Source organism: uncultured Oceanicoccus sp. (assembly GCF_963968385.1).
GTDB lineage: Bacteria > Pseudomonadota > Gammaproteobacteria > Pseudomonadales > Dasaniaceae > Oceanicoccus.
In genome coordinates, this window is sequence record NZ_CAXAHB010000014.1 from 1 (window position 1) to 23,473 (window position 23,473).

Sequence of the window (23,473 nt, forward strand, 5' to 3'; positions counted from 1 at the left end):
TTCCCGCACCCTTTCCCGCACCCCTTTGCGCAGCTCTTCTCGCAACCATTGCCTCATTGGCTTTTCTTGTCCACAATCCATACAGCCCATTTTTTTTGCGCGACAGAACATTGTCGCTGGCTGAATAATCACATAAGAGTCTGTTTTTGAACGTTTTAATTGAAATAGTGGTACTGGCACAGCTTTTGCTCCCAGTGCTGTAGCGGGCAAAAAAACGACGGAAGTTTGGCATGGCCAAAGAAAACAACGACCAGCAATCTGAGCAGGCATCGGTGCAAGTACAACCCAAAGTACAGCCGATCAGTGATCTCACAAAAGTGCTCCTTTTGATAGCGGCAGCAATGCTGGTTTTAGCTATGGCAATAACAGCAACACTGTACGCATTAGGGGTTTTTGATAGTGCAGCTGCTGATCTGGAAGCGTTTGACGATACACCTGGGCAGCAGATGACTGATGGCAAGCCCAAACCCGCGATGTATTTTCCGATCAAACCGGCCTTTGTGGTTAATTTCTCAACACCGGGGCGGCAGCGTTTTATGCAGGTCGAGATCACCGTATTAACGCGCGAGATGGATGTATTTAATGCCTTGCAAACCCATATGCCGTTAATCAAAAACCGCCTAGTGATGTTATTTAGCGGCGAGATTTATGACGAACTACAAACCAATGAAGGTAAAGAATTGCTGCGCCTTAAAGCATTGGATGCTATGCAGCAGGTCATGCAGCAAGAAATTGCTAAGCCCGGGGTTGAAGAAGTGCTGTTTACTAGCTTTGTTATGCAATAAACCCTAGTAATTATTGAAGAGGTTAATCACTTAACGTGCAAGATCTGTTATCTCAAGATGAAATCGATGCCTTATTACACGGTGTTGACGAAGGCAGTGTCGATCTCGAATCCGACGTTGAAGATGGTAGCGCGCAATCCTACGATTTAACCAGTCAGGATCGTATTGTTCGTGGTCGCATGCCGACTCTGGAAATGATTAACGAACGTTTTGCCCGTTATACCCGTATTAGTCTGTTTAATTTATTGCGCCGTCCTGCCGATGTTGCGGTCGGCGGTATTCATGTGCAAAAGTTTGGTGAATATGTTCACACGCTTTATGTGCCCTCTAGTTTAAATATGATCAAGCTCCGTCCTTTACGGGGTACTGGTTTATTTGTGCTTGATGCCAAGCTGGTTTTTAAACTGGTAGATAATTTCTTTGGCGGTGATGGTCGTTACACCAAAATCGAAGGTCGTGAATTTACCCCCACTGAATTGCGTGTGGTAGAGATGGTATTGCAAAAAGCCTTTGATGACCTAAGAGAGGCCTGGAAAGCGGTACTGCCTATCGATTTTGAATTTGTTAATGCTGAAGTCAATCCGTCAATGGCGAATATTGTGAGCCCGAGTGAAGTGGTGGTGGTTAGCAGCTTTCATATTGAACTCGATGGTGGTGGTGGTGATATTCATATTACGCTGCCATATTCCATGATTGAGCCGATTCGAGAAACGCTTGATGCCGGTCTGCAGACAGATGTTGATGACATTGACGATCGTTGGGCCAACTCCTTACGTGAAGATATGATGAATGCCACCATCAATCTGGATTGCACTCTGGTGGAAAAGGAAATTACCCTGCGAGATATTCTTGAGTTGCAAGAAGGGGACGTTGTTCCCATTGATATGCCGGACAAATTGATGGTATCTGCTAATGGTATACCGGTGTTAGATGTCAAATTAGGACGATCAAAAGGCCATATGGCTTTGCAAGTGCTTGATAAAGTAGATCGTAAAAATATTTAAAAAATTGCATTAGATAAACGCATTAATAAAGATAAAGTTTTAGCGAGTTGGGGTGAAGCATGAGTGAAGATGGCGAAAATAAAGATAAGGACGCAATGGCTGATGAATGGGCTGCTGCAATGGCTGAGCAAGGCGATGAAGGTAGTCAGGAAGATATCGAAGCTAAATCTGCAGATGTGCAACCCGCGCCAATGGAAGAGCTTGCGGCAACATCGGAGGCATCGGTAAATGGAGCGCCAGACCTCGATGTCATTATGGATATCCCAGTAAAAATCTCGATGGAGGTAGGCAATACGGAAATCAGTATTCGTAACTTATTGCAACTTAATCAAGGTTCAGTGATTGAGTTAGACCGCCTTGCTGGTGAGCCCTTGGACGTTTTAGTTAACGGCACATTAATTGCTCATGGCGAAGTGGTGGTGGTTAATGAAAAGTTTGGTATTCGCATGACAGACGTTATCAGCCCTTCAGAACGTATCAAAAAACTGCGGTAATTATTATGTTGTATAGTCTTAGATGTCGACAGACGTATACGACAATGCTTTTTCTATGTGCTCTTATGGTCAGTCCGCCGCTGATGTCAGAATCAGCCGATTCCGCAGCATCGGCAGCTAAAGCCACTCCGGCCACTCCAGTCTATCCGGAAGTATTTAGCCAGCAGTCCGATAAGACTGCATCGGATGGTGTAAACAACCATGACCAAACAATAGGCGGCGGGCTTGTTAATGCTGATCCACTAACCGCTGTTGCCGGTTTATTGTTGGTTGTCTTTTTGATTATTACCATTGGCTGGCTAATTCGCCGGCTAGGCGGTGTGCCGATGATGGGCGGGCAGGCACTGAAAGTGAATGCGGTTTTATCGGTAGGTGCCAGAGAAAAAGTGGTGTTGGTTGATGTCGGCGAAAAACAAATATTATTAGGCGTAGCTCCGGGGCGAGTTTCTCATCTACAGAGCTTTGATCAGCCGGTTGTTAAGAAAGCCAATGCTGACACCAATACAGACGATTTTTCTTCGACGATCAAGAGCTTGTTAGGCAAAGCCAAACAGGGAGAGGGCGTTTAATGTTACGACGTTCCCTTTATCCGCTGCTGCTGATTTTATGGCTGCTACCCATATCGTCGGCATGGGGACAGGCTGATGGCTCTATTGTCTCAACCACAGAGTCTATAACGAATGTCGTAGCCAAAGCCGCGCCAGGTATACCGGCAATGACTGTTACCACCAATGCCAGTGGCGGTCAGGACTATACCGTTACCATTCAAATTCTGGCGATTATGACCGTGCTGACTTTACTGCCAGCCGCGTTAATGATGATGACCGCCTTTACCCGAGTGATAATTGTTTTTGCCATCTTGCGTCAGGCAATAGGGTTGCAGAGTACACCTTCTAATCAAATTATTATCGGGTTATCGATCTTCCTAACGATTTTTATTATGTTGCCGGTATTGGAAGAGGCCAACGAAAAGGCCGTGCAGCCCTATATGAATGAGCAAATAGGGTCGCTTGAAGCGATTGAAGCAGCATCAAGACCCTTTCATCGGTTTATGTTGTCACAAACCCGTGAAACCGATTTGGATTTGTTTATGCGTATATCCAATACCACTGATATTCAAACGCCAAAAGACACACCGTTTTTTGTATTGGCTCCGGCGTTTTTAACTAGCGAATTAAAAACTGCCTTTCAAATGGGTTTTGTATTATTTATTCCGTTTTTGGTTATCGATTTGGTGGTGGCCAGTGTCTTGATGGCAATGGGTATGATGATGTTGTCGCCAATCATTATTTCACTGCCCTTTAAAATTATGATGTTTGTATTAGTTGACGGCTGGGCCATGATTGTTGGCACCTTAGCGGCCAGTTATGGTTATTGACGAGGTTATGCGCGATGACGCCTGATGCCGTTGTTGATTTATTTCGCGAAGCGATGCTGCTGGTTATTCTGCTTGTGTGTCTAATGGTGGTTCCAAGTTTATTGGTTGGACTGGTTATCAGTGTGTTTCAGGCCGCCACACAAATTAATGAACAAACCTTGAGTTTTTTACCTCGTCTGCTGACCACTCTCTTTATGTTGATTATTTTTGGGCCCTATATGCTCGTCGAAATTATCGACTTCACCACCAGATTGGTAACCACTTTGCCGGTAATGATTGGATGACGGTGCAGCTATGCTTGTGGTAGATACGGCGGTCATTGGTGGTTGGATAAGCTCTGTATTGTGGCCATTTTTTCGTATTGGCGGTTTCTTTTTGGCTGCACCTATTTTTGGCACCCAACTGGTTTCAGCACGTATTCGTATTGTTTTAGCAATTCTCGTCACCCTGATCTTAGTGCCAAATCTACCTGCTATGCCGGTGATAGATTCGCTTTCTATTACCTCGTTTATCATCGTTGCCCAGCAATTATTAATTGGTATTGCGATGGGTTTTTCTTTGCAGCTATTGTTGCAGTTGTTTGTGGTCGGCGGTCAAATTATCGGTATGCATATGGCGTTGGGTTTTGCTTCTATGGTTGATCCCAGTAATGGTGTGACGGTCACGGTATTATCTCAATTTCATTTGATGTTGGTCACCTTGCTGTTTGTTTCGATGAATGGTCATCTGGCGATGGTAGAGGTACTGATAGAAAGTTTTTACGCGCTACCTGTCGGTGGTCTATTTATTAGTGACAATATGCTGCTGGAGTTGGCGGGCAGGGGCAGTTGGATGTTTAGTAGCGCTTTGCTATTAGCTTTACCGGCCATTGCTTCACTGATGATCATTAATTATTCCCTCGGTATAGTCACCCGTGCAGCGCCGCAGTTAAATATCTTCGCCTTGGGTTTCCCCGCTATGCTGATTATTGGCTTAATGATTATTTATATTATGTTGCAGGGCTATGTGCCCTTGTTTGATCGTTTTACCCGTGAGGCTTTGGATCTGATGGCGTTCTTGGTGACGCCCTAGTCAACTCAAATCACGGCTCTAAACTTGAGCCTTTAAACATTATCTTTTCTGTCTCACCGTGGCTATTAGCCATGGCATAACTTTTGCTCTCTCTATTAAAACCGCCATTCAATTGGCATTACCTTCCGTAGCGTATAACACAGAGATCACCGTGGCAGAGAATAAGAACGGCCAGGAAAAAACGGAAGAAGCGACCCCCAAACGCCTGGATAAGGCACGCGAAGAGGGGCAGGTTGCCCGCTCTAAAGAACTAACGACCACCTTAGTTTTATTGGCCAGCGTGGTTGGTTTGATCACCTTCGGTGATGATCTTGGTCAGGCACTAGTCAATGTTATGCGGTTTAATTTCACCGTCTCCCGTGAAGCTATCTTTGATACCAATCTAATGCTGCTGCATTTAAGTGATACCACTTATTCAGCCATCGAAGCTCTGCTGCCATTTTTTGCTGTGGTAGTGCTAGCTTGTCTAATTGGTCCTACCGCCTTAGGCGGTTTTTTATTCAGTGGCAAGGCCTTGGCCCCTAAATTGAGCCGTCTGGATCCTGTGAAAGGTATTCAGCGGATGTTTTCTATGAACTCATTGATTGAGTTGTTTAAGTCGATCGGCAAGGTGGTCTTGGTCGGCTCTGCCGCCATCGCCATGTTGATGTTGTTTTATGATGAAATTCTCGGGCTGTCTGCCGAGACCATCAATGCCGCTATGGAGCATATGTTGGTGATTATGGGTTGGTCGATTTTGGCGGTGAGTGCTTCAATGATTTTCATTGCCGCTATCGATGTCCCATACCAAATTTTTGATCACAACAAAAAAATGAAAATGACCCTTCATGAAGTCAAAGACGAATTGAAGGACACCGAAGGTAAGCCTGAAGTGAAGGGCAAGGTGCGTCAGTTGCAGCGGGAGATGGCTCAGCGACGAATGATGGAGGCCGTACCCCAAGCGGACGTTATTATTACTAACCCGGAGCATTTCTCGGTAGCACTCAAATACGATGTTAATGGTGGTGGCGCGCCGACGGTCATTGCCAAAGGGGTTGATTTTATGGCGATTAAAATTCGTGAAATCGCCAGTGCCAATGATATTTTGATTCTTGAGACTCCGCCGTTAGCCAGAGCGATTTACTTTACCACCGAGCTGGATGAGGAAATTCCCAGCACGCTGTATTTGGCCGTGGCTCAAGTACTTGCCTATGTATTTCAACTTAAAGCCTATCAAGATGGCTCCGGTAGACGGCCTAAGCCGCTGGCAGAGATTGTGGTGCCACGCGAAGCTCAATATGACGTTGATGGTAACCCGCAGCCTGAGCTCTAACAGAGGGTTATTTATTTCAATTTATTTTGCCAAAACCACAAAAACGGAAGGATTCTTGCAACAGGTATACAAATAAGACGAATTGTTGGTCAAAACCGACAATTTTTTAACGCTATAAAATACCGTGTGTGTAATGACGTTTGGCAGTATGCCTCACGGCCAATGATAGACAATAAACAATAATCGATGAACGTCACTAATGGTCAGACCTTAAGTATCAAAACGCTAACCCACGGTAATCTTGGGGTGCCGGTTCTGCTACTGACGATTCTTGGTATGCTAACGCTGCCAGTTCCACCTTTTCTGTTAGATATCTTCTTCTCGTTTAATATAGCCCTTGCCATCGTGGTGGTATTGGTGGCTGTCTACGCCTTGCGTCCATTGGATTTTGCGGTTTTCCCTACGGTATTACTGGTAGCGACCTTATTGCGATTGGCACTCAATGTGGCCTCAACCCGAGTAGTGTTGTTAGAGGGGCACCAAGGTGGTGACGCTGCCGGTAAAGTTATCCAGTCATTTGGTGAAGTGGTGATTGGTGGTAACTATGCGGTTGGTTTAGTGGTCTTCTTAATTCTGGTGATTATCAACTTTGTGGTGGTTACCAAAGGTGCTGGCCGTATTTCAGAGGTAAGCGCACGTTTTACGCTTGATGCCATGCCCGGCAAACAAATGGCGATTGATGCCGACTTAAACTCTGGTCTGATCGATCAAGATGTTGCCCGACTCAGGCGTCAGGAAATTGCCAGTGAGGCCGATTTTTATGGCTCGATGGATGGTGCCAGTAAGTTTGTTCGTGGTGATGCCGTTGCTGGTATTTTGATTTTATTGATCAATATTATTGGCGGCCTGTCCATTGGTATGGTGCAGCATGACTTAGAGTTTTCTCGCGCCATGGAGGTCTATTCACTGCTAACTATTGGTGATGGGCTGGTGGCGCAAATTCCCAGCCTGTTGCTATCTACCGCCGCCGCCATGATGGTAACCCGTGTTAGCGATTCCAAAGATATGGGTGAGCAGATTAGCGGTCAAATGTTTAGCTCGCCAAAGGCGTTGGCGATTACCGCCTTGATACTGGGTTTTATGGGTATTATTCCGGGTATGCCCCATATCGCTTTTCTATCATTGGCAGCCATGATTGGTGGTATTGCTTATTTTATTGCTCAGCGTAAAGAGCGCATTGAAACCGAGCGAGTAGCCGCTGAACAGACCGAAAAAATACAGACTCAGCAGCAAGTCCAGCAAGCCCAGTTGCCTGAAATTGGATGGGATGATGTGCAACCCGTGGATGCAATAGGTTTGGAAGTCGGCTATCGATTAATCCCTATGGTCGATAAAGCGCAGGGTGGGGAATTGCTCAGTCGCATTAAAGGTATCCGCAAAAAACTATCACAGGACGTCGGTTTTTTAATTCCCTCGGTGCATATTCGCGACAATCTTGATTTAACACCCACGGCCTACCGGATTACCTTAACTGGTGTCACTGCAGGTGAGGCAGAAATTTATCCTGACCGTGAGTTGGCGATCAATCCAGGTCAGGTGTTTGGTAAATTGGAGGGTATTGCGACAGTTGATCCGGCTTTTGGTCTGGAGGCTATATGGATTGATCCGGCACAAAATGATCAGGCACAAACTTTAGGCTATACCGTCGTAGATGCCAGCACCGTGGTGGCAACCCATATCAACCAATTACTGCTCAAGCATACCCATGAACTGTTTGGTCATGATGAAGTCCAGCAAATGCTGGATATGCTGGCCAAGCATTCACCGAAACTGGTTGAGCAATTGGCGCCAGAGATTGTTCCAACCAACGTCTTGCTAGTGGTGATGAAAAATCTGCTGATGGAGCAGGTGCCTGTTCGTGATTTTAGAACCATTGCAGCGGCGGTATCGGCCAATGCCAATCTCAGTCAAGATCTTGGCGCATTAACCGGCGCGGTGCGGGTGGCTCTGCGCCGCAGTATTGTCCAGAGCATCTATGGCAATGATGCGGTTTTACCGGCTATAGCCTTAGATCCCGCAATGGAACAGTTATTGCTTAAGTCAGTACAACAGACACAGCAAAGCGGCATTACTGACGATATTATCCTCGAGCCTGGATTGGCAGAACGACTGCAGTCAGCCTTGGCTGAGGCTTCACAAAAACAAGAGATCGCCGGTAAGCCATCAGTTTTATTGGTATCAGCACCACTGCGCAATGTATTGGTGAAATTTATTCGTTACAGCGCGGTTGAAATGCATGTGTTGTCCTACGGCGAAATTCCGGATGACAAGCAGATAACGATAGAAAGCACTGTAGGTGAAGCAGGCTAACAAGCATCGGCCTAACAAACATCGGCTAAAAGAGGTTACAAACAATGCAAGTGAAACGTTTTGTCGCAGCCAATATGCGTCTGGCACTGACTATGGTGCGAGAGGAAATCGGTCCCGATGCCGTGATCTTATCCAATAAACGCGTGCCAAATGGGGTGGAAATATTAACCGCCATTGATCCCGAAGAGATAACCGCTTCAGCTACCAAAACGTTAGCGACTGCTGATAATCCGTTTCAGCAAGCGCGGGATGACGATCAACAGTTATTATCAGCCGCACAAACCCAGCCGAGTAAATTAGAAGTTGAAGTTGAGCGAATGCAAAATGAAGCCAAGCAGCGTGCCGAAGCGTTGGCGGCCAGCCTAGCAGAAAAAAATCGCGAGATGTTGGCGCAGACGGTTAATGCCGATCAAATTTCAGATCAAGTAAAACAAGATATTAAGCAGGCTGACCAGCAAAGCAGCTTTGACCAAATGCTGTCTCAGGCAGTCGCAGAGCCGTTTAATTCATCGGCAGCAACGCCAGCGCCTGAAAAAGATCAGGAAATTGTCCAGATGCGGCAGGAATTACAATCCATGCGTGATTTGCTAGAGCAGCAACTATCCTCGATGGCATGGGGGCAGTTTAATCAGCAGAACCCTTACCAAGCCAGTCTTTGGAAACGTCTAAAGCGTATGGGTATTGGTCCGGTTATGGCTGACAAGCTGTTGGCAAAACAGCCTAAGACAGTGTCGGAAAGTGATTCCAATAATGTCTGGCAATCGATGATGTCAGAACTGTCTGAACAGGTGCCGGTGATTGACAATGACTTAATTAACAAGGGTGGCATCTTTGCCTTTGTTGGTCCAACCGGTGCGGGTAAAACGACCACCATTGGTAAGCTGGCGGCGCGATATGTGTTGGCCAACGGTGCCGACAATGTAGCTCTAGTTACTACCGATACGATGCGTATTGCGGCCTATGAACAGCTGCGAACTTTCGGTCGGATTTTAAATGTGCCGGTTAAAATTGTTGATAAAAATAACAGTCTTGAGCGGGTATTACATGCGCTACGTGATAAAGCTCTGGTGTTGATCGATACCGCCGGTCTTAATCGCCATGACCAGCGCTTAAAGCCGCAGCTAGCCAGCTTGAATAACATTGGTCAGCGGTTAAAAACCGTATTGGTGATTCCAACCACTAGTCAGGTTGAAGTGATCAAGGCAGCCTATCATACCTATAAAACCGACAACCTAAACTGTTGTGTGTTGACCAAATTGGATGAAACCGCCAGTTTGGGCGAGTCGTTAAGCTTGGCGATTGATCATTCAATCCCAGTGGCTTATAGCACTGATGGTCAGGATATTCCCAAAGATATTGCCGTCGGTAACTCTACCGCCTTGGTGTGCGCCGCGATTGAATTAGCCAAGTATATGACCACCGATAATGAGGCTATGGCCGAAGAAATGTCGACTCTATCGAAAAGTCAGGCCAAAGCTCAACCTGTTATGGCGACCTGCTAGCTCTCGGGCGCTCAGGCATTGTTCCATTGCCCGCTCTACCAATAGGTCAGTCCAAAAAAACTTTAAAAATCAGGTTATTGGGTCAGACTTTTGTATAGATAGGCTGGGCTTGGTGTACAATAGCACGATGATATGGCGTGGCTGTATAAGGCAGTAGCCAAACAATATGATTAGGAGCAAGTTCAGGTGATGAGTAGTGCTCATTCCGTACAAGTAATTGCTGTTACCGGCGGCAAAGGCGGCGTTGGTAAATCCAATGTCTCGATTAATTTGTCCGTTTGTCTGGCAGCCATGGGGCGCCGAGTGGCTTTGCTGGATGCCGATTTAGGTTTGGCCAATATCGATGTGTTGCTAGGTTTACGCCCGGAGCGTAACCTGGAAGATGTGCTCTCCGGCGAATGTTCTCTAACCGATATTATGCTGACCGGTCCTGGCGGCATTCGTATTATTCCCGCTTCCTCAGGTATTCAGCGTATGACCATGCTGGGCTCCATGGAGCACGCCGGGCTAATTCATGCCTTTAGTGAAATCACCGAACAAATTGATGTGTTAGTCATTGATACGGCGGCCGGAATTTCTGATTCTGTGATTAGTTTTGTTCACGCCTCGCAGGAAGTATTAGTAGTGGTTTGCGATGAACCCTCATCTATCACCGATGCCTATGCGCTGATCAAATTGCTCAATAAAGACTATGGCGTTGACCGTTTTCGGGTTATCGCCAATATGACCCGTTCAACTCAGGAAGGTCGTAATCTCTATAATAAACTTGTCCAAGTGACTGACCGTTTTCTCGAAGTGACTTTGCAGTATGAGGGCAATATTCCTTTTGATGAATCAGTGCGCAAGGCAGTTCAACGCCAACGTCCGGTGGTTGAACTCGTGCCTCGTAGCAAGGCCGCGCTAGCCTATAAACAATTGGCGGAAAAAGTTGATCTTTGGCCCTTGCCCTCAACACCGCGTGGGCATTTAGAATTTTTCGTAGAGCGTTTAGTGCAGGGTGTATCCGGGCAGCAATAATGTCTATGGATGAAAGGCTCGCTATGTATAGCACCGTTGAAAAATCCTCCATGGATGAAGTTGTCGAGCAATATGGCCCATTGGTGAAACGTATTGCCCATCACCTGTTGGCGCGTATGCCAGCCAGCGTTCAAGTTGAAGATCTTATTCAGGCCGGCTTAATCGGCCTGCTGGAAGCTGCTCGCAATTACGATATCAGCAAGGGTGCCAGTTTCGACACTTATGCCGGTATTCGTATCCGTGGCGCAATGATTGACGATGTTCGCCGGGGTGATTGGGCACCCCGTTCCGTACATAGAAATACCCGCCGGATCACCGAAGCTCTTTATAAGGTAGAGAGCCGTGTTGGTCGCGATGCCAGTGATCAGGAGGTGGCCGACGAGTTAGGTGTACCGGTTGATGATTACTATCAAATGTTACAGGACTCTGCGTCGAGCAAATTATTCAGCTATGACGAAATAGTTGGCGATGATGAATACCCTAAACAGCAGCCATCCAGCGCCAGCATCAGCCCGCTGGGCGGCGTTGAACATGAAGCCAGGCGGCAGGCTTTAGCCAAGGCTATCGGCAGTTTGCCAGAGCGAGAGCGTCTTGTATTGGCGCTGTATTACGATGAGGAGCTGAATTTAAAAGAAATTGGTCTGGTTTTGGGAGTCAGTGAGTCTAGGGTTAGCCAAATCCATAGTCAGGCAGCGCTGCGCCTGCGCAGTAAAATGGTCGATTGGCAGCAATCCCCTGATCAATCCGCCTAGGTTCAGCTTAAATTACGGATACCGGCCTATACAGTTTTTCGATTATCGGTCGATAAACTTTAAGTTGCTGTGATAAATAGTTAATTTTGTTATGAAAATCACAATAAAAATGGCGATAAAATCGCCCAATCACTGGATACCACACCATCTGGGTCTAGACTAACTAAATAGCTGATTTGAAAGACTAAAGCCAAAAATTACGCTGGAGATAGCTTTGGATAGAGATATAAAAATTCTTATTGTTGATGATTTTTCAACAATGAGGCGAATTATCAAAAACCTATTGCGAGATTTGGGCTATACCAATACGGCCGAAGCTGATGACGGCCAGACCGCATTGCCGATGCTGCAAAACGGTAATTTCGATTTTTTAGTCACCGATTGGAATATGCCGGGCATGTCCGGTATTGATTTGCTCAAAGCCGTCCGTGCTGACGACCGCCTAAAAGACTTGCCTGTTTTAATGGTAACTGCTGAAGCCAAGCGTGATCAGATTATAGCGGCGGCGCAGGCAGGTATAAACGGATATATAGTCAAACCATTTACGGCGGCTGTATTGAAAGAAAAGATCGAGAAAATTTTTGAGCGTGTTGATGGCTAGCGCTACACCCCGCTAGTGCAATGCAAAGCGAATGATGCAAGGTATTAAACGCAATGTTGGGACAAAATTACCGTAAGCTGTCTGATTTGCATAACTTGCATCACAGTGTTTTTAGCCGGGGAGTGATACGTGTTCGGTGAAGACGAAGAGACACTGCAGGACTTTTTGATTGAAGGCGGGGAAATTCTCGAGCAATTGTCTGAGCAGTTAATTCAACTGGAGCAACAGCCGGACGATAAAGCGCTTCTCAATGCCATTTTTCGTGGATTTCATACGGTAAAAGGTGGCGCCGGTTTTTTACAGCTAAACACACTGGTTGATTGCTGTCATATCATCGAAAACCTTTTTGATAATCTGCGTCATGGTCATTGCGTCGTTACATCAGAGTTAATTGATGTGGTGCTAAAAGCCTTGGACGCACTGAATAAAATGTTTCAGCAACTGCAGCGAGGGGAGAGACCCGACGCTGCTGATCCAGCGCTTTTAGCCAGTCTTACAACCGGATTCAAGAATCAAAAAACTGCATCGGCTATCACTGCCGAAGTCGATATGGCCGATGCTGAATTTGAGCAATTCCTACGAGCCATCACCGGTACTGGTGCGCCGCAAGTGGCAACGCAAGCTACAACTATGACTGCCAATAGTAACAACGATGCAATCACCGATGATGAATTTGAAGCGTTGCTAAACGATTTGCATGGTGACGCTGCTCCTGGTTCGACTAAAGCTACTGAATTTTCTAGTGCGAGCAAGTCGGCGGCCAATATTGCTGTCGTAGCCGATGCCGACAGTGAAATGATTGATGACGATGAGTTCGAAGCCTTGCTGGATCAACTGCATGGTAAGGGCCGAGGGCCAACCACTGCGACAACATCAGCCCCGTCACCCACTAAACCTAGGGTTAACGCGATCGAAAAAACATCCACCACTGCCAAGCAGGTAGCGGCTGTCAAAGATGGTGCCATCGAGACCACCGTTAGGGTAGAGACCCGACGCCTTGATGACATAATGAATATGGTTGGGGAGTTGGTGTTGGTTCGTAATCGTTTGGTACGTTCGGGTACCAACAATAGCGATAAGGCCATGATCAATACGCTATCCAGTCTCGATGCAGTGATCGCTGATCTCCAAACTGCCGTTATGAAAGCGCGAATGCAACCGATCAAAAAGATCTTCGGTCGCTTTCCACGTGTGGTTAGAGATTTGGCTCGTAATTTGAATAAAGACATTGTTCTCGAGCTTGAAGGTGAAGAAACGGATTTAGATAAAAATCTAGTTGAGGCCTTGGCTGACCCCTTGGTTCATCTGGTGAGAAACTCGGTTGATCACGGTATCGAAATTCCGGCCGTTCGTGAGAGGTTGGGCAAGTCTAGGGTTGGTAAAATAATATTGGCTGCCAAGCAAGAGGGCGATCATATTTTACTTTCTATTACCGATGATGGTAGTGGTATGGATCCCCATATGCTGCGCGAAAAAGCGGTTAAAAAAGGGCTTTTTGATAAAGATGCTGCGGCTCGACTCAGTGATAGCGAATGTTTCGATATTATTTTTATACCCGGTTTTTCTACCAAAACTGAAATCACCGATGTCTCCGGTCGAGGTGTAGGTATGGATGTTGTTAAAACCAGAGTCAGCGAATTAAATGGCTCGATAGACATCACCTCAAGCCTGGGTAAAGGGACTCGTATAGCAATTAAAGTGCCATTAGCTCTGGCCATTATGCCCGCCCTAATGGTGAAGTTAGATGATCAGGCCTTTGCCTTCCCGCTAATGAGCGTCAACGAAACCTTCCAGATTGATCCGGCTCGCATCAAGACAGTCGATGGTCAGGCGGTTATTACCGTAAGAGGTAAACAATTACCTCTTTTCTATTTAAAACAATGGTTGGTTGAAGGCTCATATGCCACCGAGATGGCCGATAGCGGTCATGTGGTTATCGTCACGGTGGGCAGTCGTCGAGTCGGCCTTGTGGTTGATCAGTTGATGGGTGAAGAAGATATTGTCATAAAACCGCTCGGAAAATTGTTGCAAGGTACCCCGGGAATGGCTGGTGCAACCATCACCAGCGAAGGCCGTATTGCGCTGATTCTCGATATACCCAGTATGCTGAAACGGTTTACCCATGACAGTGGCTAAAGCAAAGCTCGTGAATAAAGTATTTTTGTTGTCTTATGGTGGTCAACAGCTAAGTGAATTGGGTTAAGGTAGTGTTATGGATCTTCTAAGTATTGTTGGTGTTATTCTTGGATTTGCCGCGATCATTGGTGGCAATTATCTCGAGGGTGGCACTATCGCTGCACTGGTTAATGTGCCGGCCGCTATTATTGTTGTTGGTGGTACGCTGGGTGCCGCTATGTTGCAAACCCCTTGGCAGAGTTTAAAACTCGCTGCCAGTCATCTGCGGTGGGTTTTTTCTCCGCCTGCGCTGGCCTTTGATCAGGCTGTCGATAAAGTCGTACGCTGGGCTATGACGGCGCGCAAGGAAGGTTTGCTGGGCTTGGAAACCATGGCAGAAATGGAAGCTGATTTTTTTGCCCAAAAAGGTCTGCAGCTATTAGTCGATGGTACCGAGCCGGAAAATATTCGCAGCATAATGGAAGTCGAATCTCACGTATTGGAACAGCGAGATATTGATGCGGCTAAATTTTATGACAGCATGGGGGGGTATGCACCCACCATCGGTATTATTGGTGCGGTGATGGGTTTGATTCAGGTTATGAGTAATTTATCCGATCCTAGCAAGTTGGGCTCAGGTATCGCTATCGCCTTTGTGGCTACGATTTACGGCGTTGGTTTCGCAAATTTATTATTGCTGCCGATTGCTAGTAAATTGCGTAATCTTGCCCGTCTTGAAGCCCAGTTTCGCGATTTAATGATCGAAGGTATTATTTCCATTGCCGAAGGTGAAAACCCGGTTGCTATTCAATTAAAACTCAATGGTTTTCTGCACCGTTAGGAGACGAAGGTATCATGGCACGTCGACGAATAGTTGAAGAGCCCGTCAGTCACGAACGCTGGCTGGTTTCCTATGCCGATTTTATTACCCTGTTGTTTGCCTTTTTTGTGGTGATGTATTCCATTTCTCAGGTTAATGAAGGCAAATATAAAATACTTTCCAATACTTTATCTGAAGTTTTTACCACCGCTCAAATCGCTGCGCTTAAAGACCCTGAGCGCACGCTTGATCCTTTTCAGGTGGGGGAGATTGCTAAATCTAATCCGCAACATCTTATCAAGATCGCAGCAGAAAATGCCTCGACTGATCATCATTTAAAAAACGAAGGGCAGGCTAACGCATCTTCATTTCGGGCTGGTAACCTTAACTCAGAACTCAAGCAAATTAACGGACATATTGATCAGGCTTTTGGTGATTTGATTCGCGATGAAAAAGTGACTGTCCGCGGCAATGAAGAGTGGTTAGAGGTTGAACTTAAATCGTCCTTATTATTCTCCAGCGGTGATGCCACCCTAAGTGTGCCTGCGCTGGAACTGCTAGGCAGTATTGCCGAGATTCTCAAACGGCAAAGCAGCTCTATCCGGGTGGAAGGTTTTACCGATAACCAGCCGATCAATACCCCTCGCTTTCCTTCAAATTGGGAGTTATCCACTGCACGAGCTGCTTCAGTGGTGCAGCTGTTTATTGAAGAGGGTATCGATCCTAGCCGGCTGGCAGCGATCGGCTATGGCGAGTTTCAACCGGTTAGTGATAATGATAGCGAAGAGGGGCGCGCTGAAAATCGTCGTGTTGTATTAATGATCTCCAAAACCGACGCACTGCGGCCTGCTTTAAGAGCTATAACATCGACCGAAAATCTAGTCAGCCGCAGCGAATCAGAGCTGGCCCCAACGCCGCAACCAACCGGTATTGATATTATTATCCCTGGAGTGAGCAAGGCTGGGCAGGTGGCAACACCAGCAACTCCAGCAGCGGCAATGAGCCCATTGCAGGGTATAAAAACTATCGTGCTGGATAATGGCGGTCTATTATTCACCAATGACGGACTTAGAAAAAACTAACAAAACAGTCAATCAGGATGACTGTGCGCCGTGGCAAGGTATTTGCTGTATCATAGAAATATTTTATTCGTTTGACTGAATGACGAGTATTTGACGGCAATTAAGGTATTTACATGCGCGTTTGGGCAGTGGCAAATCAAAAGGGAGGTGTGGGTAAAACCACCACGGCGGTGACTCTGGGCGGCTTATTAGCCGATCAGGGGCATAAGGTATTGTTGCTCGACCTTGATCCGCATGGCTCCATGACCAGCTATTTTGGCTATAACCCCGATAGTCTGGAAAAAAGCAGTTTTAACTTATTTGCCGACGATCAGTTAACCCTTGCTGATCTCGAGTCTTTATTATTAAACACCTCTGCAGATAATCTGACTTTATTACCTTCAAGTATGGCATTGGCCACAGTAGAGCGTCGTGCTGCCGCCGAAGGTATGGGTTTAAAAGTGGCCAGAGCGCTGGCCTTAGTTTGGGACGCCTATGACTATGTGTTGATTGATAGCCCGCCGGTATTAGGCGCACTAATGATTAATGCACTGGCAGCCAGCGAATGTCTGTTGGTTCCAGTACAAACTGAGCCTTTGGCACTGAAGGGTTTGGAGCGAATGATTCGCACTATTAGCATGGTGACCCGTTCACTCAAAAAAGAACTGGATTATTTGGTGGTGCCCACCATGTTCGATCGCCGTACTCAGGCCTCAGTAAAATCCCTGCGTATTATGCGCAATACCTATGCCGATACGGTTTGGGCTTCTATGATTCCGGTAGATACCCGCTTTAGAGATGCCAGTAGAGAAGGGCAAACGCCTTCCCAGTATGACCCGCGATCCCGTGGCGTTAGCGCCTATAAAGCGCTGTTAAAATTTTTATTATCACAACAGGAGCAACGTCTACGTGCCTAATGCTCGGCCAGTTGGCGTATAATCTCGGTTATGAGTGATTCCGACGATACCAATAAGCCGCAGGAGCCTGTGCAGGGCTATCTCGACCTGTTGTTGACGTCGGTAACTGAAACTCCCGAGATTGAAAGTGATGTCACTACCACTGATTCGGTTGAAAAAAATCTGCAACAATCTGTCATTCCGGAATCATCGATCGCACCGCCCGATAATGTTCACCCATTTACCGGTTCAACCCGGGGTGTCGCAGGCTCTTCAGTTCACGCTCTCCCTACCAATCCCAAGGAGCGTCGGCGCATCAATATTTCTAACAACAGATCTCATACCAGGCCATCGCAGCTATCAAATCCAAAATCACCATTGCCGTTGGCAAAGTCGGAACTGATGCCGGAATTAGTGATTAACCCTGATGTAGAAAGAGAACAGCGAGTCAAACCATCATCAGCCGATAAGGTTTGGGTCAATGGCCGACCGCTATGGGCTAAGGATCGCTTTGAGTGTTTATTGTTTGGTGTTGCCGGTTTAACCCTCGCAGTGCCTCTGGTTGAGCTGGGTATCATCTACCCCATAACTCACCAGATGACGCCATTAACGGGTCAAACCGATTGCCTGATGGGCTCTTTACCGATCAAGCAGGGCAGTTTGCGGATTATTGATACCCCTAAGGTCGTGATGCCAGAGTGTTATCAGGAAGCTATGAAAGATAATTTTCAGTATGTTATATCCATCAAGGCTATGGATTGGGGGCTGGCCGCCGATTGGGTCTTCAATACGATGACGTTATCGTCAGACAGTGTCAGCTGGCGCGGCAAGCACAGCAAGCGGCGTTGGCTAGCCGGGACCGTTATGGAACATAGCTGCACCTTGGTCGATGTCGGTCAATTGGCAGCTATGCTGAAAGCAGAGAGTGCTAACAATCACGGCAAACGCTAGTGCTCTGCAGGCTGGCATAAATACTGCAGTATCCTCTGAGTGTCTAGCGGCGGTGATTAATTATTGACGGCCTTATAGTCATAAACCGTAGCTATAAATTGTAGCCATAAATTGTAGCCATAAGCTGTAGCTATCATTCAGCAGTGGTCTTAAATAGAAGAGTTATAATTATGATAACGCCAGTGTGGATAATATTGGTTGTCGGTTGTATTGCATTAATAGCAATGGCTGGCTACACCATTCACCTTGGCTTGCGCCTAAAGCAACTTGAGCAGCAAGCTGAACAAGATACCGCTAATCTCCATCATGAAATCGCTGCGGTCAATAACGCGGCCATGGGTGTCGGTCAGCGCTTAATCAGTGTAGAGAAAAAACACAAAACCTTTGTGCAAAACCAACAACAAATGGCCTTAACTAATTTTGAATTTAGGCCATACGATCAAGTGACTGGCTCTGCCGTTAATGGTCTTAATGCTGATGAGTTGGTCGACCGCTATGGCTTGCCAGAAGCTGAAGCGGACTTGTTGACGCTGTTGCAATCGACCGCTAAATAAACATTAATCGCTAATGTTGATCGCTAACAAAGTCTAGTTATTGTTGAAGCTAAAAACCTTAATTTTTGACAATATCGACCAAACCCGCTGTTAAAGTGGCAATATCTTCATCGCCAATAATATAAGGTGGAATGGTATAAACCAGTTTGCCAAACGGTCTAACCCATATCCCACGGTCAACCAACTGCTTCTGAATGACGGCCATATCGACCGGCTGTTTTAATTCAATGACCCCGATGCTGCCAAGTACCCGAACATCATTGACCGTATCAAACGCTTTCGCCGGTGACAGGCCTGCTAACAGTTGTGTTTCTAAGTTTTTAACTAGCTGTTGCCAATCTTGGGATAACAATAACTGCACGCTAGCATAGGCAATCGCTGTTGCTAGCGGATTGGCCATAAACGTAGGTCCATGCATAAACACTCCGGCTTCACCTTGGCAAATACCGTTAGCCACTTTGTCGTTGCAGAGCGTAGCGGCCAGTGATAAATAGCCGCCGGTTAAGCATTTTCCCAAGCAAAGAATATCCGGCTCAATATTGGCATGTTCGCAGGCAAATAATTTACCGGTACGGCCAAAACCCGTAGCAATTTCATCGGCAATTAATAGCACATCATATTCATTGCATAACTGTCGGACACGTTTTAAATAGTCCGGCGAATAAAAATTCATACCGCCGGCGCCTTGAACAATCGGTTCCAGAATGACCGCAGCCAGGCTTTGATGATTTTTTTCAATTAAACGTTTAAAGCTGCTGATATCAGTTTCATCAAATTCATCACCGAATCGCGTGCGGGGTGCGTCGGCAAAAAGATGTTTGGGTAATGCCTCGCTAAACATATGGTGCATACCCGTCACCGGGTCGCAGGTGGCCATGGCGCCGAAGGTATCACCGTGATAACCGTTCTTTAGCGTAAGCAGTTGCTGTTTCTCCTTGCGACCCATGGAATACCAGTATTGAAGAGCCATTTTAATGGCGACTTCCACTGCGACCGAGCCTGAATCACTAAAAAAGACTTTGTTCAGTGTCGGCGGAGTGATGTCCACTAGCAGCTTGGCCAATTTAACCGCGCTGGGGTGGGTGATGCCACCAAACATCACATGGGACATAGCTTCTAACTGTTCCTTAGCTGCCTGATTAAGCACAGGGTGGTTATAGCCGTGAATAGCCGACCACCATGAGGAAAGGCCATCAATCAGTTCAGTACCATCGGCCAGTTTTAGTCTCACACCTCGGGCAGAGACAACAGGATAAACCGGCGGTGCATCAATCATTGAGGCATAGGGATGCCAGATATGCTGTTTATCGAGCGCAAGTAGTTGCTCGGTTGAGAGCAGATTGTTATCGCTCATTGAATCATCATCCCCAAGAAAGATTTGAGCCACTATTGTAGGCAAAGCCGAAGCCTGTTTAAATCACTTTTGCCAAGCAATAGCCAATTAATTAACGGAAAGGAGTCCGTTGTTATGAATGCATCAATTGATCCGACAAGTATGCCGCAAACAGCAGTACAACTATTAAACGATCTTTATGGCTATGACAGCTTTCGCGGTCATCAGGCAGAGATTATTGAGCAGGTCACCGCAGGTCATGATGCGCTGGTGCTAATGCCAACGGGTGGCGGTAAATCCCTGTGTTATCAAATCCCCTCGCTATTGCGTGATGGTGTCGGGGTTATTATCTCGCCATTAATTGCCCTAATGCAGGATCAGGTTGATGCCATGCAGCAGTTGGGGGTAAAAGCGGCATTTTTAAACTCCACACTGGCAGTTAATGAGCAGCAGTTTATCGAAAGCCAGCTATTATCGTCACAGCTTGATCTACTTTATATTGCACCAGAACGTCTGGTGCAGGAGCGCACCCTTGAGCTATTGGGTCAGTGTCAGTTGGCGTTATTTGCTATCGATGAGGCCCATTGTGTATCTCAATGGGGGCATGACTTTCGGGCAGATTATTTATCATTAAATGTACTGCATCAGCATTTCCCACAAGTTCCTCGTATTGCACTAACAGCTACGGCGGATATGCGTACCCGCAAGGAAATTGTTGAGCGCTTACACTTAACTGCCGCCAAAGCCTTTGTCAGTAGCTTTGATCGACCCAATATTCGCTATGCTATCGCCAATAAAACCACACCGAAAAAACAGTTATCTGCGTTTTTACAGCAACGTAAAAATGATGCGGGCATTATTTATTGTCTGTCCCGAAAAAAGGTTGAGGATACCGCCGAATGGCTTACCAAGCAGGGTTATACCGCTCTGCCTTATCATGCAGGGCTTTCACCGCAACTCAGACAAACCCATCAGCAGCGATTTTTACGCGAAGAGGGCGTGATTATTGTCGCCACTATTGCCTTCGGTATGGGTATTGATAAACCGGATGTGCGCTTTGTCGCGCATTTGGATTTGCCGAAAAGCATTGAAGCCTATTATCAGGAGACTGGCAGAGCAGGGCGTGATGGCCAGCCCGCAGAAGCTTGGATGGTCTATGGCCTGCAGGATGTGATACGTCTTCAGCAAATGCAACAAGATTCCAATGGCTCGGAGCAATTTAAGCGTACTGAACGACACAAGCTGGATGCGATGTTGGGCTTATGTGAGGTGACTAGCTGTCGTCGACAGGTGTTGTTAAATTATTTTTCCGACAAAGCAGCTGAACCCTGTGGCAATTGCGATAACTGTCAGCTCCCTCCTGAAACTTGGGATGCGACCGAGGCATCACAAAAGTTACTATCGTCTGTTTATCGTACCGGTCAGCGCTTTGGCGTGGTCCATATTTTGGATGTATTAATGGGCAAAACAACCGATAAGGTTTTGCAGCATGGGCATCAGCATTTAAGTACTTTTGGTATTGGTAGTGACCTTCATCAAGCACAATGGCGTTCAGTAGTACGGCAGTTAGTCGTGCGTGGTTTATTACGAGTTGACCTCGAGGCTTATAGTGCTTTGCAATTGGTCGATACCTGTCGTCCAATTTTAAAAGGCGAGCAATCACTGTACTTACGCAAAGAAGAATATAAAGCACCTTCAACGAAAAACAATAGAAAAAAATCGTTGAATAAAACAGAGATTAAGCCTGAGCATCAGCAGTTGTTTGATGCTTTACGTGAATGCCGTAAGCGGCTGGCTGAACAAAATAATGTGCCGCCATATGTGATTTTTCATGATGCCACTTTAAAAGAAATGTTAGATATTCGGCCTATGTCGCGAATCGATTTATTAACCATTACCGGCGTTGGCGAGAGCAAGTTAGAAAAATATGGCAATGATTTTATTGATGTGATTTGCAGTCATGCAGAGGCGGGTTTAGCGTGAGCTTTTTGCAGCGATCGGTCACGCAACAACAGCTACAGCTGTCGCTTGACAATACCTTTGACTATCAAGTTAAACGTCAGCGTCGTAAAACCCTTGCCCTACATGTATTAGCTGATGCTACGGTAGAGGTACGTGCGCCCAAATGGGTGCCAAAATATGAGATTGTAGATTTTGTTGAGCAGCGTGCCGACTGGATTCTTGAGCAGCGCCGCGAGGCCTTGGCCAAGCTTGCACTGGCACCTGTTTTTCACCATGGCCAATATCATTACTTTTTGGGTGAGCAGTACCCCTTGCATATTATTGAAGGCGCCAAAACCCAGGTATCCTTCAGTGATAGTGTAATAGTGGTGTCGGTAAGAGATAAGAGTAATTCCGCGCAAATAGAAAAAGCCATAAATCAATGGTATCGGCAGTCTGCAATCGCTATTTATGAAGAGCGGCTATTTGCCTGTTTTGAGATGTTTCCTGACTGGTTTCAGGATAAGTATACGATGCCGCAGATTACCGTTCGCAAAATGCGCCGGCGGTGGGGTAGTTGTTCAAGTAAAGGCGAAGTGACGTTAAATCTATCGCTAATTAAAATGCCGGTTGAATGTATTGATTATGTGATTGCGCATGAATTATCACATTTAGAGGTGTTTCATCACGGCAAGGCATTTTATCGTTTGCTGGCTTATGTGATGCCTGACTGGCGTGAGAGGGAGCTGTTGATCGAGGAGCTTTCATAATGCTCCGTTGCTAGCATCCAGCCGACGCTGTTGTCGCTGTACTGCTGCTAGATATTGTTGCAATTTTATTCGCTGTTGAGGCTTGGCGATGGTAAGTATGCCGCCGCCTAAAAGGTATGGCTGTGGTCCATCTGTATCTATACTGGATAAATTGCGTAGTTGAATATCACAATTAATCGTAATAGCACCTGGTAGCCGAATAACACAGTTGGTGAATGACTGATTGATGGATAGTTGGTCTTTTCGTTGTTCGGAAAAACTGAGCTTAACGCCTTCTGCGGATATATTGATAATACGAACATCATGCAGTAACGTATTGCCATGATAGAGCTCTATTTCCAGTTCCTGCTCGCTCGGCACAGTGACTCTAAAAACATTGCGATTTTGGTTGTTTCCTACCTCCTCGGGTAACTCTAGACGCCAGCTAACTTCATCGCCATTCTCTTCACGGGCTAGAATGCGGCTGTAAAAATTAACCGGTTTATGGTTGTTTAGGCTGGTGATTTCAACGGTATGGCCGGGCTTTATATGCTCTAGATTTTGTGGGGGGTAGAGTTGTTCGATAACCAGCTCATGGTTTTCAGCATCCACTTGCAGAATAAGACTTTTATAAGTTTCACCACTTTTGGTGATTTTGACCGCAATCCAATCATGATCGATACGCAGCCGTTGCAGTTGCAGGTAATGATCTTTATGGCTGCTGATATCCTGATCGCTATTGGCTAGAAATTTATTTAGTATTGATTGGATAAAAGCCATATTGATTTAAGCTGTATAGTGGTAAATTAATCGTTCTAATATTATGA

General features: G+C 46.3%; 24 protein-coding genes. 21 read left to right on the forward strand and 3 right to left on the reverse strand.

The features are described 5' to 3' along the window. Nucleotides 1-180, reverse strand: a 180-nt coding sequence (locus AACP44_RS02730; protein WP_339338767.1) for a hypothetical protein, incomplete at its 3' end; no start/stop codon positions are given. Nucleotides 181-230: 50 nt separating this feature from the next. Here AACP44_RS02730 and AACP44_RS02735 point away from each other — a divergent pair. From AACP44_RS02735 to AACP44_RS02825, 19 genes are all read left to right on the forward strand, one after another. Next, nucleotides 231-785 (forward strand): flagellar basal body-associated FliL family protein, encoded by a 555-nt coding sequence (locus tag AACP44_RS02735; RefSeq protein WP_339338769.1) that lies wholly within the window; start codon nt 231-233, stop codon nt 783-785. A gap of 35 nt (nt 786-820) precedes the next feature. Continuing rightward, nucleotides 821-1,789 carry a flagellar motor switch protein FliM gene (gene fliM, locus AACP44_RS02740; RefSeq protein WP_339338771.1) on the forward strand — a complete coding sequence of 323 codons (969 nt, stop codon included), beginning with the start codon at nt 821-823 and terminating at the stop codon, nt 1,787-1,789. A gap of 59 nt (nt 1,790-1,848) precedes the next feature. Beyond that, nucleotides 1,849-2,283, forward strand: a complete 435-nt coding sequence (fliN, locus tag AACP44_RS02745; protein ID WP_339338773.1) for a flagellar motor switch protein FliN — start codon at nt 1,849-1,851, stop codon at nt 2,281-2,283. 83 nt (nt 2,284-2,366) lie between these two features. Beyond that, nucleotides 2,367-2,852, forward strand: coding sequence for a flagellar biosynthetic protein FliO (gene fliO, locus AACP44_RS02750; protein WP_339338775.1), 486 nt, complete (start codon nt 2,367-2,369; stop codon nt 2,850-2,852). After that, nucleotides 2,852-3,661 (forward strand): flagellar type III secretion system pore protein FliP, encoded by an 810-nt coding sequence (gene fliP, locus AACP44_RS02755; RefSeq protein WP_339338777.1) that lies wholly within the window; start codon nt 2,852-2,854, stop codon nt 3,659-3,661. Before fliO ends, fliP begins: the two co-directional genes overlap by 1 nt. A 14-nt stretch (nt 3,662-3,675) precedes the next feature. After that, nucleotides 3,676-3,945: a flagellar biosynthesis protein FliQ gene (gene fliQ / locus AACP44_RS02760; protein ID WP_339338779.1), complete on the forward strand. Its 270-nt coding sequence runs from the start codon at nt 3,676-3,678 to the stop codon at nt 3,943-3,945. 10 nt (nt 3,946-3,955) lie between these two features. Then, entirely contained in the window at nt 3,956-4,732 is a 777-nt protein-coding gene (gene fliR / locus AACP44_RS02765; protein WP_339338781.1) for a flagellar biosynthetic protein FliR, read from the forward strand. 151 nt (nt 4,733-4,883) lie between these two features. Next, nucleotides 4,884-6,044 (forward strand): flagellar biosynthesis protein FlhB, encoded by a 1,161-nt coding sequence (flhB, locus tag AACP44_RS02770; RefSeq protein WP_339338783.1) that lies wholly within the window; start codon nt 4,884-4,886, stop codon nt 6,042-6,044. A 186-nt stretch (nt 6,045-6,230) separates the two neighbouring features. Then, nucleotides 6,231-8,354, forward strand: coding sequence for a flagellar biosynthesis protein FlhA (gene flhA / locus AACP44_RS02775; protein WP_339338785.1), 2,124 nt, complete (start codon nt 6,231-6,233; stop codon nt 8,352-8,354). 44 nt (nt 8,355-8,398) lie between these two features. Next, nucleotides 8,399-9,856 (forward strand): flagellar biosynthesis protein FlhF, encoded by a 1,458-nt coding sequence (gene flhF, locus AACP44_RS02780; protein WP_339338787.1) that lies wholly within the window; start codon nt 8,399-8,401, stop codon nt 9,854-9,856. A gap of 189 nt (nt 9,857-10,045) precedes the next feature. Beyond that, nucleotides 10,046-10,873 carry a MinD/ParA family protein gene (locus tag AACP44_RS02785; protein WP_339338789.1) on the forward strand — a complete coding sequence of 276 codons (828 nt, stop codon included), beginning with the start codon at nt 10,046-10,048 and terminating at the stop codon, nt 10,871-10,873. A gap of 5 nt (nt 10,874-10,878) precedes the next feature. After that, a complete protein-coding gene (locus AACP44_RS02790) occupies nt 10,879-11,625 on the forward strand; it encodes an RNA polymerase sigma factor FliA (RefSeq protein ID WP_339338822.1) in 747 nt (248 codons plus the stop codon). 214 nt (nt 11,626-11,839) lie between these two features. Then, nucleotides 11,840-12,226 carry a chemotaxis response regulator CheY gene (gene cheY, locus AACP44_RS02795; RefSeq protein WP_339338791.1) on the forward strand — a complete coding sequence of 129 codons (387 nt, stop codon included), beginning with the start codon at nt 11,840-11,842 and terminating at the stop codon, nt 12,224-12,226. A gap of 129 nt (nt 12,227-12,355) precedes the next feature. Beyond that, entirely contained in the window at nt 12,356-14,362 is a 2,007-nt protein-coding gene (locus AACP44_RS02800) for a chemotaxis protein CheA (protein WP_339338793.1), read from the forward strand. A gap of 76 nt (nt 14,363-14,438) precedes the next feature. After that, nucleotides 14,439-15,182, forward strand: a complete 744-nt coding sequence (locus AACP44_RS02805; protein WP_339338795.1) for a flagellar motor protein — start codon at nt 14,439-14,441, stop codon at nt 15,180-15,182. A 14-nt stretch (nt 15,183-15,196) separates the two neighbouring features. Beyond that, a complete protein-coding gene (gene motD / locus AACP44_RS02810) occupies nt 15,197-16,243 on the forward strand; it encodes a flagellar motor protein MotD (RefSeq protein ID WP_339338796.1) in 1,047 nt (348 codons plus the stop codon). Between the two features lie 113 nt (nt 16,244-16,356). Continuing rightward, nucleotides 16,357-17,139: a ParA family protein gene (locus AACP44_RS02815; protein WP_339338798.1), complete on the forward strand. Its 783-nt coding sequence runs from the start codon at nt 16,357-16,359 to the stop codon at nt 17,137-17,139. A 30-nt stretch (nt 17,140-17,169) separates the two neighbouring features. Further along, nucleotides 17,170-18,069, forward strand: coding sequence for a chemotaxis protein CheW (locus tag AACP44_RS02820; protein WP_339338800.1), 900 nt, complete (start codon nt 17,170-17,172; stop codon nt 18,067-18,069). A gap of 170 nt (nt 18,070-18,239) precedes the next feature. Continuing rightward, nucleotides 18,240-18,623 (forward strand): DUF2802 domain-containing protein, encoded by a 384-nt coding sequence (locus tag AACP44_RS02825; RefSeq protein ID WP_339338802.1) that lies wholly within the window; start codon nt 18,240-18,242, stop codon nt 18,621-18,623. Nucleotides 18,624-18,681: 58 nt separating this feature from the next. Here the strand turns inward: AACP44_RS02825 and bioA are convergent, their stop codons facing one another. Further along, nucleotides 18,682-19,977, reverse strand: coding sequence for an adenosylmethionine--8-amino-7-oxononanoate transaminase (bioA, locus tag AACP44_RS02830; protein WP_339338804.1), 1,296 nt, complete (start codon nt 19,975-19,977; stop codon nt 18,682-18,684). 141 nt (nt 19,978-20,118) lie between these two features. Here bioA and recQ point away from each other — a divergent pair, with 141 nt between their 5' ends. Together recQ and AACP44_RS02840 are read left to right on the forward strand one after the other, a co-directional pair. Then, nucleotides 20,119-21,939, forward strand: a complete 1,821-nt coding sequence (recQ, locus tag AACP44_RS02835) for a DNA helicase RecQ (protein ID WP_339338824.1) — start codon at nt 20,119-20,121, stop codon at nt 21,937-21,939. Continuing rightward, nucleotides 21,936-22,667 carry a SprT family zinc-dependent metalloprotease gene (locus tag AACP44_RS02840; protein ID WP_339338806.1) on the forward strand — a complete coding sequence of 244 codons (732 nt, stop codon included), beginning with the start codon at nt 21,936-21,938 and terminating at the stop codon, nt 22,665-22,667. The genes recQ and AACP44_RS02840 overlap by 4 nt, the downstream gene beginning before the upstream one ends. Here AACP44_RS02840 and AACP44_RS02845 read toward each other — a convergent pair. Next, complete coding sequence (locus tag AACP44_RS02845; RefSeq protein WP_339338808.1) at nt 22,662-23,426, reverse strand: hypothetical protein; 765 nt, start codon at nt 23,424-23,426, stop codon at nt 22,662-22,664. The two genes, AACP44_RS02840 and AACP44_RS02845, sit on opposite strands and share 6 nt — an antisense overlap. Between the last annotated feature and the right edge of the window lie 47 nt (nt 23,427-23,473).

Coding starts and splice junctions, on each gene's coding strand:
- flhA (WP_339338785.1), top strand. CDS start 6,231: ATGAACGTCACTAATGGTCAGACCTTAAGTATCAAAACGCTAACCCAC.
- flhF (WP_339338787.1), top strand. CDS start 8,399: ATGCAAGTGAAACGTTTTGTCGCAGCCAATATGCGTCTGGCACTGACT.
- AACP44_RS02805 (WP_339338795.1), top strand. CDS start 14,439: ATGGATCTTCTAAGTATTGTTGGTGTTATTCTTGGATTTGCCGCGATC.
- AACP44_RS02790 (WP_339338822.1), top strand. CDS start 10,879: ATGGATGAAAGGCTCGCTATGTATAGCACCGTTGAAAAATCCTCCATG.
- AACP44_RS02735 (WP_339338769.1), top strand. CDS start 231: ATGGCCAAAGAAAACAACGACCAGCAATCTGAGCAGGCATCGGTGCAA.
- AACP44_RS02820 (WP_339338800.1), top strand. CDS start 17,170: ATGAGTGATTCCGACGATACCAATAAGCCGCAGGAGCCTGTGCAGGGC.
- fliO (WP_339338775.1), top strand. CDS start 2,367: ATGTCAGAATCAGCCGATTCCGCAGCATCGGCAGCTAAAGCCACTCCG.
- fliP (WP_339338777.1), top strand. CDS start 2,852: ATGTTACGACGTTCCCTTTATCCGCTGCTGCTGATTTTATGGCTGCTA.
- AACP44_RS02845 (WP_339338808.1), bottom strand. CDS start 23,426: ATGGCTTTTATCCAATCAATACTAAATAAATTTCTAGCCAATAGCGAT.
- motD (WP_339338796.1), top strand. CDS start 15,197: ATGGCACGTCGACGAATAGTTGAAGAGCCCGTCAGTCACGAACGCTGG.
- recQ (WP_339338824.1), top strand. CDS start 20,119: ATGCCGCAAACAGCAGTACAACTATTAAACGATCTTTATGGCTATGAC.
- fliR (WP_339338781.1), top strand. CDS start 3,956: ATGCTTGTGGTAGATACGGCGGTCATTGGTGGTTGGATAAGCTCTGTA.
- bioA (WP_339338804.1), bottom strand. CDS start 19,977: ATGAGCGATAACAATCTGCTCTCAACCGAGCAACTACTTGCGCTCGAT.
- AACP44_RS02785 (WP_339338789.1), top strand. CDS start 10,046: ATGAGTAGTGCTCATTCCGTACAAGTAATTGCTGTTACCGGCGGCAAA.
- fliQ (WP_339338779.1), top strand. CDS start 3,676: ATGACGCCTGATGCCGTTGTTGATTTATTTCGCGAAGCGATGCTGCTG.
- AACP44_RS02825 (WP_339338802.1), top strand. CDS start 18,240: ATGATAACGCCAGTGTGGATAATATTGGTTGTCGGTTGTATTGCATTA.
- AACP44_RS02815 (WP_339338798.1), top strand. CDS start 16,357: ATGCGCGTTTGGGCAGTGGCAAATCAAAAGGGAGGTGTGGGTAAAACC.
- fliN (WP_339338773.1), top strand. CDS start 1,849: ATGAGTGAAGATGGCGAAAATAAAGATAAGGACGCAATGGCTGATGAA.